Here is a 14,391-nt window from a genome sequence, read left to right as displayed (position 1 = left end):
ATTTTAGTTTTCAATTTTATTTAATTGCTTACTCAAATACTTTTTATAAAGCACGTTTTTTTTCAATCCATATATATATGCTACCAAAGTTGCAGCTTTTTTTACAGATAATTCTGATACCAATAGATTCATGATATGAAATATTTTTGGTGATAATTCATGATCTTTTAGACAATTTCCTGCTACAACTAAAACTATTTCTCCTTGAATTCGAGAATGATCTTTTTGTATCCAAGATAACAATTGGCCTACAGGAGCTCCATAAATAGATTCCCATATTTTAGTTAATTCTCGAGCTAACACAACATAACGTTCTAATCCAAAAACACTAATTATATCTTTTAAAGTATCTATTATACGATATTTTACATCATAAAAAATTAATGTACGTGGTTCTTCTAATAAGGTTTGCAAACGAGCTATACGTAAATTATGTTTATGCGGCAAAAATCCTTCAAAACAAAACCGATCTGTCGGCAACCCAGATCCACATAATGCAGTAATAGCAGCACATGGACCAGGCAACGGAATAACCTTAATTTTTAGTTTCTGACAATGCTGTACTAAACGATATCCTGGATCATTAATTAATGGAGTACCTGCATCAGAAACTATAGCAACATTTAATCCTGCTTGTAATTTTGAAATTAACGTTGGTATTTTTTTATATTCATTATGTTGATGTAATACACACAAAGATGCACGAATAGAAAAAAAATTTAATAATATGCGAGTACGGCGTGTATCTTCTACAGCAATACAATCTACTTGACGCAAAACTGATAACGCTCGATATGTAATATCTTCTAAATTTCCAATGGGAGTTGGCACTATATACAAAGCAGGTGCACAATTGGTTATTGGTGACGATAGTTTCTTCATATATTAATATATATATTTCATAAATATTGTTTTAATAAAATTTCCATAATATAGTATATTTTTTATTATGAATACTTAATATATTAAATTCATATCTTATATATTAAGACTGCTAATATATAAATAATTCAATAATATAAATAATTAATTAATATATTATTTTTTAAAAATTAAAATGTATTTTAAGTATATATTTAACTAAAACACTCTGATTAATTCTTTAACGTTGAATAATTTAAATTTAGCAATTGAAATATAATTCATTTAATAACTATTTTTTATTAAAATAGTTGTTTTAAAAAAACTATGAACATAATTAAATTATTAAAAATATTTAACAAAAATATAATAATTTTATGCGTATTTATTAAAAATATATTATATTGTACTTGTATAACTGAATATTTTTATATTATATATTATTATAATAATGCATTTCAAGTAATGTGCTTATAGACCATATAATAATCAAATTAACATGAATTTTCAATTTTAACATCTAAATTTAACATGCATATAAATGAATAATAGATATCATATAGTTCAATTATTATTGGTTTTATTTTCTGTATTAATATTGCAAGCTTGTTGCTCAAGCATGTTAGCTATTGGAACTGCTGCATTTATTACTACAGCATGGCATGATCCCCGTACCATAGGGACTCAACTGGATGATAATATTTTAGAAACTCATATTGCTTATTCTTTCAATAAAAATCAATATATTAAAAAATTCGCACGTATCAAAAACACTGTATATCAAGGTAATGTACTATTAACCGGACAGGCTCCTTCTGTTTCTTATATTGAAGAGGCTATAAAAATAGTAGCTAAAACTAATGGAACAAAAAATATTTATAATGCAATTCGTCAAGACACGCCCATATGTTTACAATCTATTTTTATGGATACTTTAATTAGTAATCGAATACGTTTAAGTCTTCTTCTTAAAAAAGATATACATACCTCTAGTATCAAAATAATTACAGAAAATAAAGAAGTATTTCTTTTAGGTAAAGTTACTCATGTAGAAGGTAAGTATGCTGAAGAAATTGCGAATACGATAAATGGGGTAAAAAATGTAACTACCGCGTTTTCTTATATATAAAAAAACGCGGTAGTTACAAAGATATAACTCTCTTTCCAAATAGGTTTATTCTACTCTTTACGAACGTCTTGACATAGATGTAAAATACAAATAATATTTATAAAAATAAATAAAATAAATATATACATGATACATTATTTGTAATTTAATTTACTTACTAACTTTTATTAGTATATTAGTTTTAATTATTATTAACTGACACTTTTATTTACATTCACAAATATACAAAAATAATAAAATTTTTAATTAATCCTATCTACAGATAGGAGAATATTTTTAACAAACACAATAAATCTTATATTTCTTATCTTATAATATAATAAATATAAAAATTAATCATTTCTTTTGTTAATACAAGATATTTATAAACCAACATCATTCTTTAATATATATAAATATTCTAAAATAATAAACGTTAGCGCTAAATCGCAGATTTTTAATTTTATATAGTATATCTATATATCTAACAAAAATAAATTATTTTATCTAAACTTATACATAAATATTTAATATAATTTATAAATCTTTAATAAAATTAAAATATAATATTTCATTATCTTATTTGTGAATTTATATACTTATAAAATTTATAAAATAACTAAAGTAAATAACTAGTATTATTACATACATTTAATCACACGAAAAAATAATTAGGATAAATTAAACAGCTATTTATATAAAATCAACTTATCTATATTTCCAATCATTTTAACGTTCATCAAGGATTCTGAATAATCCTCACTTTCAATAAAGATACTATTTTATTCTTATCAAAATATATTTTAAATTTAAAATTTTATAAATTTAACTATATGATAAACATTATTGTAAATATTAGTTTTCTTGCAGTATAAACATCCTGAAATCATCAAATCATATATAACTCAGTAAATATTAAAATATATAGTTTAAAAATAAAATATACATCACATCAATTTATTTTGACACGATATAAACACACCTAAACCGGGTCATTAGCTAATTTCATTGGCCATACTACTATAAATAATATAAAATTCATACAGTGGGCATTAAACTACTGCAATTGATATTATTTTAATAATGATATTAAATCCAATTTTTATCAACTAAACATACCCAACGGTTACTGCTTAAAATTTATCTCAATGTTTATTATAATTAAACTTATGTCTAATTTTAAATACTATTTAAAATTAGACCGTTTATATCCTTTTTATTTATATATTATAAAAATGTCATAAAAGCAAACATTAACGTTTAGAAAATTGAGGGCTCCTTCGTGCTTTACGTAATCCTACCTTTTTTCTTTCTACTTCTCTGGAATCTCTAGTAACCAACCCAACTGAACGCAATGTATCACGCAATTTCTCATCATACTGCAATAATGCACGTGTTATCCCATGACATATAGCTCCAGCCTGTCCGGATGTACCTCCACCTTTCACAGTAATATATATATCTAATATATTATTCAATAAATTAGTAATTTTCAAAGGTCTTGTGACAATAAATTGCATACTATTTTTAGGAAAATATTGATTTAATTTACGTTTATTTATAATAAATTTTCCATTATTCGTTGCATCAAATTTAATAAACACTCGAGCAGAAGCGCTTTTTCTTCGTCCGGTACCATAATATCGATTACAGATCATATTCTATCTTCCATTTTATTTTACTAATTACCAATCTATGAATTGAGGAGACTGAGCTGAATGTATATGTGTATTCCCTGAGTATACCTTCAATCTGCAATACATAATACGACCCAAAGGACCTTTAGGCAACATACCCTTTACTGCAATTTCAACTATTTTTTCAGGATGCTTATCAAGCATTCTTTTAAAATTAGATTGTTTAATTCCTCCAGCATATCCAGTATGATGATAGTAAATCTTATTATCATATTTATGCCCGCTTACAGATACTTCTTTTGCATTTAAAACAATAACATAATCTCCAATATCAATATGGGGGGCATATTCTACCTTATGTTTACCAATTAAATATCTAGAAATCACAGTGGATAAACGACCAAGTATTTTATTTTTAGCATCAATAACATGCCAATTTCGTTTAATTATATTTAATTTTGCCATAAAAGTTTTCATGAAAATAAAATTCAATTCAATACAAAAAAATCAAACCCATTTTAAACTAAAAAATAAGTTTTCAATATAAAAATATAGCACAATGAATTTTACACTATAACAGTATTATTGAAAAATACAATTTATTCAATTTTATCTTATATTTGAAATAGATACACATTAATATCTAACACATAAAATATCTACAATCTATCTGTCTACAGATTTTTTAGAATAAATAATTAAAAATGTAATGGTATTACGCCTTATAATAAATAAATTCGTCGTATATTGCTAATTAAATCAAAATTTATAATCAATGTACCTAAACAATTTTTAAAAACTATTTTTAGTTCTTTAATTATCTAAATATTTGTCAAACAGAATTCTATTCCACTTAATTTTCTTTATCAAGAGTATTTTTCAAATACTCTTGATAAAGAAAATTAAGTGGAATAGAATTCTACCTCATAGCATATATATTAACTATACAGCAATCAACACTCAGATCTAACCACTCAGTTAACATGCAAAACAGAATACATCAAAAACAAAACAAATTTAGGGATATTATATCATGATATGTATGTATATATTTGCAAGCTTAATAATTGGTATTGCTACAGGAGCAATTATAATGTATTACAGAATTCGCTATTTACTGCATAATCAAAAAACTTTATATGACGAATTACAAAAAAACAAAATTAAACTAAATGAATACCAAAGAGAACTGAGTAACCACTTTTTATGCACCATAGAGTCATTAAACAAAATGATAATTGATTATCATCACCTGTATCACAATGTTAAAAAAAGTGCTAACTTTTTTTTACCAAACGCACATATTCAAGATATAATGTGTACATTCAATACTAAAGAGGCAAATATACAAAAAGAACAGCTACCAATAGAAGCACCACTAGATTACTCTAATAATACGGAAAATACTCTAAAAAATCATGATAACACATAATACTAGTATCATTCATATAAATTTCATTATGTACCATATTACATGTTCATATATATAGCGCTATCTTTAGCGCTATAACTTACAGACAATTAAAACTAATTATAGATCTAAATATACACAGTTTAACCACTAATATTTTATAAACATTTTAGTATAAATATTATTCTTACTTAAGAATATAACTAACTAAATTAACTATTTATGAAAATAACACACTTACTTAATATACTAAGTATATTGTTTGCATTAGGCGTTCCATATTCTGAATCTTCTATAAATCATACAACATTTTCTACAGAAATATCAGGATTCCTACCAAGTTTAGCTCCCATGCTAGATACAGTACTTCCAGCAGTAGTAAGTGTACATGTAGAGGGTATTCAACCAGCAAGAAAACTTACATTACCTAAAGAATTTAAATATTTTTTCGGACCAGATATACCCGGAGGCAACTTCGGAGGGCCTAGAACATTTGAAGGATTAGGATCGGGAGTTATTATTAATGCTAATAAAGGTTATATTATCACCAATAATCATGTTGTAAATGGCGCGGATAAAATTAAAGTACAACTTAACGACGGCCGAGAATTTGATGCCAAATTAATAGGACACGATGAACAAACCGATCTAGCATTACTTCAGTTATCAAAATTCAAAAATCTTTCTGAAATAAAAATGGCTGATTCCGATATCTTAAAAGTTGGCGATTTTGCTGTTGCAATAGGAAATCCTTTTGGATTAGGGCAAACAGCAACTTCTGGTATTGTATCAGCATTAGGCAGAAGTGGTTTAAACCTTGAAGGACTAGAAAATTTTATACAAACCGATGCCTCTATAAATAGAGGAAATTCTGGAGGAGCTTTAGTAAACTTACACGGAGAATTAATTGGAATTAACACCGCTATTTTAACACCCGGTGGAGGAAATATTGGTATCGGTTTCGCTATTCCTAGCAATATTGTAAAAAATTTAAGTCAACAATTAATCGAGTTTGGGGAAGTAAAACGTGGACAATTAGGAATTAAAGGAACGGAATTGACCGCTGATATTGCTAAAGCACTTAATATCGACGCACAACGTGGAGCATTTGTTAGTGAAGTTTTGCCAGGAACTGCAGCTGCTAAAGCAAATATAAAAGCAGGAGATATTATCGTGTCTATAGAGGGAAAACCAATTAAAAATTTTGCAGAGTTAAGAGTCAAAATTGGTACTACTGCTCCAGGTAAAATTATAAAACTAGGATTATTACGAGATGGCAAAATGCAAACAATATCAGTTTTATTAGATGATAGTACTTCTGTCAGCACCACTGAAGAGGTTTTAACTCCTGCGTTACAAGGAGCTTCTTTAAGCAATGGATACTTAAAAGATGGGACAAAAGGGGTACAAGTTGAAGAAGTAGCCAAAGATTCTCCAGCTTATTCTATTGGCCTACAAAAAGGCGACATAATCATTGGATTAAATCGCACGAAAATACACAATTTATCTCAATTACGCAAAATTTTAAATGAAAAACCATCCATTATTGCACTCAATATTGTTCGTGGAGATACAAATATATTTTTATTACTACGTTAGTTTTGTATCAATTTCAAGTTAACGCAACTAACGAAATAAAATCTGATCTAATTTTTTAAACACTTAAACAAAAACAAATATCTAATAAATTGCAAATAATACAATAAGTATTATAACTAATTTGAATTAATAATATAATTAATTATATTTTATGTATGTGTTGACTACAAGTCAAACAATGTAATTTGTTCAATACAAAACATCTTTGCATTGCAGATTATAAAATTATTTAAACAAAAATCATTATGCATCTGATATAAGTTATTTATTGGTAACTCGTTCAATACGAGCTCCCATATTTTTTAGTTTTTTTTCAATACGATCATATCCCCTATCAATATGATATATGCAATCAACTATTGTTAATCCTTCAGCAATACAACCAGCTAACACTAAACTTGCAGATGCCCGTAAATCTGTTGCCATAACCCGTGCCCCAATTAATGAATTAACTCCATGACAAATAATCATGTTATTTGATATTTTAACGTGAGCCCCCATGCGAATAAGCTCTGGAACATGCATAAACCTATTTTCGAATATAGTTTCTATGATTTTTCCCGTACCTTCAGAGACTATATTCAATAAAGTAAATTGTGCTTGCATATCGGTAGGAAATCCCGGATATGGTTTAGTACGTATAGTGATAGCTTTTGGTCGTTTTCCGTTCATATTTAAACTAATCCAATCTTTACCAGTTTTGATCTCAGCTCCAGATTCACGTAATTTCTTTAAAACAAAACGTAAAGTATCTGGACGTGATCCTAAACAAACTACGTTTGCACGTGAAATAGCAGCAGCAACTAAAAAAGTTCCAGTTTCAATACGATCTGGTATAATACAATATTTTCCGCCACCTAGTTTTCGAACTCCTTCAATAGTAATTCTATTACTTCCAGCTCCATTAATGTTTGTGCCTAACATAGTAAGAAAATTAGCAGTGTCAACAACTTCTGGTTCACGAGCAGCATTGTCAATTATAGTAGTTCCTTCCGCTAAGGCAGCAGCACTCATGATAGTGACGGTAGCTCCAACACTAACTTTATCCATTATAATATGAGCGCCATGTAATCGTCCGTTTGCAGAAGCTATAACGTGCTCTTTTTCTAAGATAATTGTTGCTCCCAATTTTTTCAACCCATCAACATGTAAATCTACCAATCTCTTCCCAATTGAACACCCACCAGGTAACCAAATTTTTCCTTCTCCAAATCGTGCTACCAATGGCCCTAATGCCCAAATAGAAGCACGCATAGACTTAACTAAATCATAAGGAGCGCAACATGTATTAACACTACTAGTATCTGCAAACACTACATCGCAATGTTCCACTTTTGCTCCCAGCTTTTTTAATAGTTTTACAGTAATATCAATATCTTTTAATTTAGGAACATTAAAAATTTCTACTGGTTCTTCAGTTAATAACGTAGCAAACAAAATTGGTAGCGCAGAATTTTTAGCTCCCGATATCTTCACTTCGCCATTTAAAGGAGTCGGACCATAAATGTAAAATCTATCCGTTATCATAATTTAATATTAATTACGTACTAATATCATAATAATTAAAAACCTATTTCATATATTATATAATATACGCTTTTTATTCCATTCTTCAGGATTAAACGCCTGAATAGATACAGAATGAATTTCATTATTTGATATATGTTGCATGAGAGGAGCATATATCATTTTATGTCGTTCTAATTCACTCATATTATAAAATATATGACTTATAGCAATAATTTGGCAATTATTTTCATAGAAAGAAACATACACTTTATCTAACAACAAATTTTTTAATAAAATATCCTTCACTTCATTCTCATTCATAATCTTTAAAGCCATTCAAATAAATACAATAACAATAAATCAGATAACTATCTGAATCATATTCAATTTAAAAAAATTATTTCAAACTATTGTTTTTAAATTAATACATCCTGAAATTTATATTTAATTTTAATTTGAAATAATTAATTATTTATTTTATTTTTAATTGATATATAGCAATAATCATTACTATTTTTATTTCTCAATAAAAATATTTTAACAATAAAATCCAAATTCTTATACACTATATGAATCTAAAAAACTGTTTGTATCTGTAGATATATATTATATATACAATAATATCTTTTATTATCTAATAATCTTGTTTCTATATTTATTATCGTTAAAACGATATTAAATAATATTATCTTGTTCAAACACTAAAGTATATCAAGCCTAATTTTATTTTTAACAATAGAAAATAAAAACGAATTATTTGTCTAAAAATTTTTACAATATATACTTTACTTATATTATTTTTTTAAAAATTTTTGTTACAATAACACCTTCAACTATATCAATAAATACACCACCGACTACATTAACTATCAAATGTAGTTGATAAGATTAAACAATCTTTATTATAATTAATAATATTACTTCTGATCATTTTTAGAACATACATGTATATAATTACTGGCATTGTAAAATGACAACAACCATAATACAATACTACAGATAGATTAAAAAACGATACACTCTATCATATTTATAATAATATTGTTATATTTCTGATTGAATTATTCATGTATTAGAATGACCTCATATAATACAAATATAAATATATTATTTACCTATGTGTACCGCAACATAAAAAATATTTCATCTAAATAATTAGATAATAATCAAATCTTATATAAAAATTTATTCCGTGCTTCATGTGCTAGTAACATTAAACACTGTTATATTTTATATAACTAAAATACACAAAAAATTATATTTAATTAATAAGTCCGTAAAATAAATTTATAATCTTATTAAGTATGATCATTTCTTAATATTATGAAGATCATTAATAATATATTTTATATTAAATTAAAACTTTATTACTGAATATAAAAATTGTTCATTTTATGTAGAAATAATTTACTTCCAATAAAAATAAATTTAAAAATTACATACATAATATACATGTGCTCATGTTACTTCATACAACGCAACTTAATAATAAAATATTATTATAAATTAAAATTGGAGAACCCAACTTATCAAAAGTATATATACTATATATTAATTAATAACATAAATTTCAAGATCAACAACTAAGTCACAAATTAATATATGAAAACTAATGTCACTATGATCTACTAAAATGAACGAATATATTGTTCCATTATATATACTGCATTTTATATTATGATGAAAAACCATTTTAATCATGTCATTTTATATGTAGTCTTTCACATCGAAATAACATTAAAACCAACAATCATAACAATAAAATTTAATTTATATCACCCGCCTGATAATATTTTTATTATTTAAAACATGAATAAATATTGAATTATAGCCATGCAAATAAGAGATAATATAATGTTTTATACATCTAAATTATTAAAAAAAAATAAAAAATATTTTTTTATTTTTGTTTTACCAATATTAATAATCTTTTTGTTCATTATTATAAAAAAATCATTAATTATTTTTAATACACCCCCGCTAAATTCATTGGTCAATCAAGAACCATATACACATGAAGGTAACGATATAACGATTCATATATACCATACAACAGGGCAACTGAAATTTAAATTAACAGCATATTGTATTCAACATTTTTCAAATCAAAAAATTACTTGGCTTATATGTCCTAACGTTACTGTTTTTAATAATAAAAATACTCCAATATGGAAAATTATAGCAAATCAGGCTAGATTAAATCATGAAAAAACATTACATTTGTACGGTCACGTTCATATGAATAGTTTAATAGATAGCACATATTTTCAATCCATTGAAACCAATCAAGTGATAATTAATTTAATAACTCAAGATATTATTGCAGACAAAAAAGTAATCGTACATGGTCATTATTTCTATTCTGTTGGGATGAAAATGCATGCCAATTTACATACACAAACAGTTAAATTAATTGATAGTACACAAACTTATTATGAAATTTAATATATACAGTAAACGTAAAATAATACTTATTTGTATTAGTATATTTTTTATGTTTACACACTCTCATGCTACAACACATAAAAAAACACAAACAATTCAGATTTGTTCTAAATGCCAATCAATTAATATGCTAACTAATACAATAATTTTTACAGATCAAGTTATTCTAAAATATAAAAATATCAATCTTCATGCAGATAAAATACTAATCTCTCATACAGAAGATGTACATCACGCATCTGTAATAGAAGCGCATGGAAAACCTGCCATTTTAAATCAAACACAAGAAGACATGAAGAATACGATATTTGCTCAATCATTGATGATATATTACAGTACTAATGATGATACTATTACTTTTGTTGGTAATGTTTACATAGAACAATCAGGAAATTCTATAAAAAGTGATAAAATAATATACTCAATTAAAAAAAAACAAATTAAAGCTATTTCTAATCAAGGAAACAAAGTTGTTACAACTTTGTTAGCAAACCAATCTAAAAAATACATTTAATACACTATATAATTAATTCTAATTTGATAGAATGGCAACACTTACTATAAGACATTTATCTAAAATTTACAGAGGACGACATGTAGTTAATGATATAAGTTTATATATCTCCTCTGGAGAAATCGTTGGGTTACTAGGTCCAAATGGTTCAGGAAAAACTACAACATTCTATATGATATTAGGAATTGTTCAACATAATTCCGGAAATATTTTTCTTGGAGAAAAAGATATTAGCCTATTCCCAATCTATCTTAGAGCTCGATTGGGAATAGGCTATTTACCTCAAGAAAGCTCAATTTTTCGTCGATTAACTGTATTTGACAATTTGATGGCTATATTACAAACTCAGCGTCATCTTAATACAACAAAACGTAATAAATTGATTGTAGAATTAATGAACAACTTCCATATTGGTCATCTGCAAAACAATATTGGTCAAACATTGTCTGGAGGAGAACGAAAACGCGTAGAAATCGCGCGAGCACTAGCTGCTAATCCTAAATTTATATTACTTGATGAACCTTTTTCTGGGGTTGATCCAATCGCAATAATAGATATACAAAAGACCATTAAGAAACTTCAAGCCCGAAGACTTGGAGTGTTAATAACTGATCACAATGTAAGAGAAACATTACGTATATGTAAACGAGCATATATCATTAATCAAGGAAAGTTAATCGCCCATGGTTCTCCTAATGAGATATTGAATAACAAAAGTGTACAACAAGTATACTTAGGAAATACGATTAAATTATAATTATAGTGTATAGTATGATGGATACACACAAATTAAAAAATTAATGATTTTTAACGATTGCACATACCAATATTTATATAAACTAATCTATGTTAACTAAATAACTTAAATCAAAATAAATACTAATGTATAAATATTATTTCATTATAAAACTACATATACTTACGCGTTATCTATATATAAATCCTATTAAGTAATAAGAATTATTTTAAAAAATTTATACATAATAGATAATAATTATATAGAACATCAGTTCGACCTATTTTACTTACAGCTACATTGTATTATAATATACGTATTAAACAACACTTCTACTTATATGAGATAAATAAAAACAATACAAATATGAGATACTATTTACCTTTTTTCTCAAGTAAAAACATCTATCTTTAGTATTTCAAATTACTTTATTTTTATTCAGAAATAATTAATTTTTTAAGCTACTATTTTATATTCTCTTTTAAAAATTAGATTTTTAATCTCCTTATTTTCATTACATAAACTTCATTGCAACATACGATTATTATTTTGATATGATTACAAATGTTATAAAGTATTAATTTTAGTTGATATATGCTATGTATCTTACACTATCATATTTTTATTTGCTAAAAACAAAAAACAGTAACAGTAACTATAAAAATCATTAATTATTAGTTTTTATTATAATCAAAGATATCTCTTTAAATAAAAATTCAATATATATATATAATTTTGTCAGTAACACTAAACCCATCACTAAAAATTTTTAAAAATTGTTAAAAACTTAATATTTCCACATATAAGTAGATATAAACAAAATTATTAAATATAATTTAACATAAAAATTAAAATTACTTATATAAGTATTCAAACAATATTATGTATTTATGTTTAGCAAGAATCATATTTTTAAACAAACACACTTAATTTTTTCTGATATAATAAATAATTAAATAAATAATGAAAAATTCATTATTTGTGATACATAGAAAATAAGATTCCTTTATTTCTTCCAAAAAACACAGAAATTAAAAATACCATACTACCACATAGTACTATAGCAGGCCCTGCTGGAAAAACCATATAAAATGCTCCAAGCAATCCTATCCATGAACATAACAAAGCAATGAGTACCGACAACAAAAGCATATTTATTAAACTCTTAACCCAATACCGAGCTGATAATCCAGGTAACATCATTAGCCCAACAGACATCAAAGTACCAGTTACTTGAAAACTTGCTATTAAATTTAACATAACTATCGATAAAAAAATTATTTGAATAAATTTAGATGCTTTAATACCATTTTCTCTTAAAAAATCTGGATCAAATGTTTCAATAATTAAAGCTCTATAAAGTAACGAAACAGTAAGTAGAGTTATTGTGCCAATGACTCCAATACATTCTAAATTTAATAGATTTATAGATAAAATAGATCCGAACAATAAATCTAATAAATCTATATTAGAACCATGCAATGACATTAATATCACCCCAAGCGCTAAAGATCCCAGATAAAATCCAGAAAAACTAGCATCTTTTTGCAACGATGTTTTTTCGCTAATCCAATTAGATAATATCGCAACAACTAAACCAGAAATAAATCCTCCTACGCTCATGACAAAAAATGACATACCTGAAAAAAAATATCCTATAGCTACTCCTGGTAATATAGCATGAGACAATACATCTCCCACTAGACTCATACGTTTTAACATTAAAAAATTACCAATTGGTGTCATACTAATGGACAACACACAACAAGCAACTATAGCTCTACGCATATAGCCACAATTAATAAAAGGATCAAACAACATATGAATGGTCATATTTTTACCACAATAAATGTATTATACATCAACAATTTTACATATAAATAATATAAAATCACATAAAATTAAATTATTATATTTATACAGAAAGATACCAAGTACTACAAGAATGAGTTAATGATAATATATTAGGAAAATATTCAGTTACTAATTCATCATTATGCAACACAGCAATCACAGTACAACCTCGTTTACACAGCAAGTTTACGGAACGTATCATTATTTTACAAGTATTTGTATCAACGCCTTGAAATGGCTCATCAAGTAAAATCAATGATGCTTGTTGTGTTAATATTCTAGCAAATAACATACGTTGAATTTGTCCGCCTGATAAGTTTTCTATATATTGATTTAACAAATCTAATAATTTTACCTGTTCTAAAGAACGCCAAATTACGGTTGTTTGACGTCGATTTAGTTTTTTTAACAAATTTATTCTAGGCCAACAACCCATAGATACTACATCAAAAACAGTTAATGGAAAATGATGATCTATAGTTTTACCTTGAGGTAAATAACTTATACGAGGTTTACCTCTTTTTCCAAATTCTAATGTGCCAGATATTGGAGGTAACAATCCGGCTAATGTTTTTAATAAAGTAGATTTCCCTATTCCGTTGGGTCCTACAATAGCAATCATACTGCCATACTTAATACGGCCACTCACAGATGGACTAACATTACGGCCATAATACCCTGCTGTTACATTATATAATGTCATCATGGAGTTACCTT

Annotated in this window: 13 protein-coding genes; 6 read left to right on the top strand and 7 right to left on the bottom strand. The window is 26.1% G+C overall.

All coding sequences use genetic code 11. From position 1 onward, the window contains the following. Positions 1-3: 3 nt before the first annotated feature. On the bottom strand, positions 4-882 hold the full coding sequence (gene rsmI / locus Bsans602_RS00265; protein ID WP_500837131.1) for a 16S rRNA (cytidine(1402)-2'-O)-methyltransferase: 879 nt from the start codon (positions 880-882) through the stop codon (positions 4-6). A 520-nt stretch (positions 883-1,402) separates the two neighbouring features. On the opposite strand from rsmI, the gene dolP reads away from it, so the two are divergent. Beyond that, positions 1,403-1,990: a division/outer membrane stress-associated lipid-binding lipoprotein gene (gene dolP, locus Bsans602_RS00260; RefSeq protein ID WP_500837130.1), complete on the top strand. Its 588-nt coding sequence runs from the start codon at positions 1,403-1,405 to the stop codon at positions 1,988-1,990. Positions 1,991-3,222: 1,232 nt separating this feature from the next. Here dolP and rpsI read toward each other — a convergent pair. Both rpsI and rplM read right to left on the bottom strand, forming a co-directional pair. After that, on the bottom strand, positions 3,223-3,627 hold the full coding sequence (gene rpsI, locus Bsans602_RS00255) for a 30S ribosomal protein S9 (RefSeq protein WP_500837129.1): 405 nt from the start codon (positions 3,625-3,627) through the stop codon (positions 3,223-3,225). A gap of 27 nt (positions 3,628-3,654) precedes the next feature. Next, positions 3,655-4,083 carry a 50S ribosomal protein L13 gene (gene rplM / locus Bsans602_RS00250; protein WP_500837128.1) on the bottom strand — a complete coding sequence of 143 codons (429 nt, stop codon included), beginning with the start codon at positions 4,081-4,083 and terminating at the stop codon, positions 3,655-3,657. Between the two features lie 565 nt (positions 4,084-4,648). Here rplM and Bsans602_RS00245 point away from each other — a divergent pair. Both Bsans602_RS00245 and Bsans602_RS00240 read left to right on the top strand, forming a co-directional pair. Then, positions 4,649-5,038 carry a Z-ring associated ZapG family protein gene (locus tag Bsans602_RS00245; protein WP_500837127.1) on the top strand — a complete coding sequence of 130 codons (390 nt, stop codon included), beginning with the start codon at positions 4,649-4,651 and terminating at the stop codon, positions 5,036-5,038. Positions 5,039-5,239: 201 nt separating this feature from the next. Then, entirely contained in the window at positions 5,240-6,616 is a 1,377-nt protein-coding gene (locus Bsans602_RS00240) for a Do family serine endopeptidase (RefSeq protein WP_500837126.1), read from the top strand. Positions 6,617-6,877: 261 nt separating this feature from the next. Here the strand turns inward: Bsans602_RS00240 and murA are convergent, their stop codons facing one another. Together murA and Bsans602_RS00230 are read right to left on the bottom strand one after the other, a co-directional pair. Further along, positions 6,878-8,143, bottom strand: coding sequence for a UDP-N-acetylglucosamine 1-carboxyvinyltransferase (gene murA / locus Bsans602_RS00235; RefSeq protein ID WP_500837125.1), 1,266 nt, complete (start codon positions 8,141-8,143; stop codon positions 6,878-6,880). Positions 8,144-8,191: 48 nt separating this feature from the next. Then, on the bottom strand, positions 8,192-8,446 hold the full coding sequence (locus Bsans602_RS00230) for a BolA family protein (RefSeq protein ID WP_500837124.1): 255 nt from the start codon (positions 8,444-8,446) through the stop codon (positions 8,192-8,194). A 1,533-nt stretch (positions 8,447-9,979) separates the two neighbouring features. On the opposite strand from Bsans602_RS00230, the gene lptC reads away from it, so the two are divergent. Genes lptC through lptB form a run of 3 tightly spaced genes read left to right on the top strand, consistent with a single transcriptional unit; the run spans position 9,980 to position 11,841 of the window. Next, positions 9,980-10,570, top strand: coding sequence for an LPS export ABC transporter periplasmic protein LptC (lptC, locus tag Bsans602_RS00225; protein ID WP_500837123.1), 591 nt, complete (start codon positions 9,980-9,982; stop codon positions 10,568-10,570). A gap of 49 nt (positions 10,571-10,619) precedes the next feature. Then, a complete protein-coding gene (gene lptA, locus Bsans602_RS00220) occupies positions 10,620-11,084 on the top strand; it encodes a lipopolysaccharide transport periplasmic protein LptA (RefSeq protein WP_500837122.1) in 465 nt (154 codons plus the stop codon). Between the two features lie 31 nt (positions 11,085-11,115). Beyond that, positions 11,116-11,841, top strand: a complete 726-nt coding sequence (gene lptB / locus Bsans602_RS00215; protein ID WP_500837121.1) for an LPS export ABC transporter ATP-binding protein — start codon at positions 11,116-11,118, stop codon at positions 11,839-11,841. A gap of 954 nt (positions 11,842-12,795) precedes the next feature. On the opposite strand, the gene Bsans602_RS00210 is transcribed toward lptB, so the two are convergent. Together Bsans602_RS00210 and Bsans602_RS00205 are read right to left on the bottom strand one after the other, a co-directional pair. After that, complete coding sequence (locus Bsans602_RS00210; RefSeq protein WP_500837120.1) at positions 12,796-13,653, bottom strand: metal ABC transporter permease; 858 nt, start codon at positions 13,651-13,653, stop codon at positions 12,796-12,798. An 82-nt stretch (positions 13,654-13,735) separates the two neighbouring features. Then, positions 13,736-14,377 (bottom strand): metal ABC transporter ATP-binding protein, encoded by a 642-nt coding sequence (locus Bsans602_RS00205; protein ID WP_500837119.1) that lies wholly within the window; start codon positions 14,375-14,377, stop codon positions 13,736-13,738. Between the last annotated feature and the right edge of the window lie 14 nt (positions 14,378-14,391).

Source organism: Candidatus Blochmannia sansabeanus (nom. nud.), from assembly GCF_059935345.1.
This window is presented reverse-complemented; position numbering and strand designations above follow the sequence as displayed.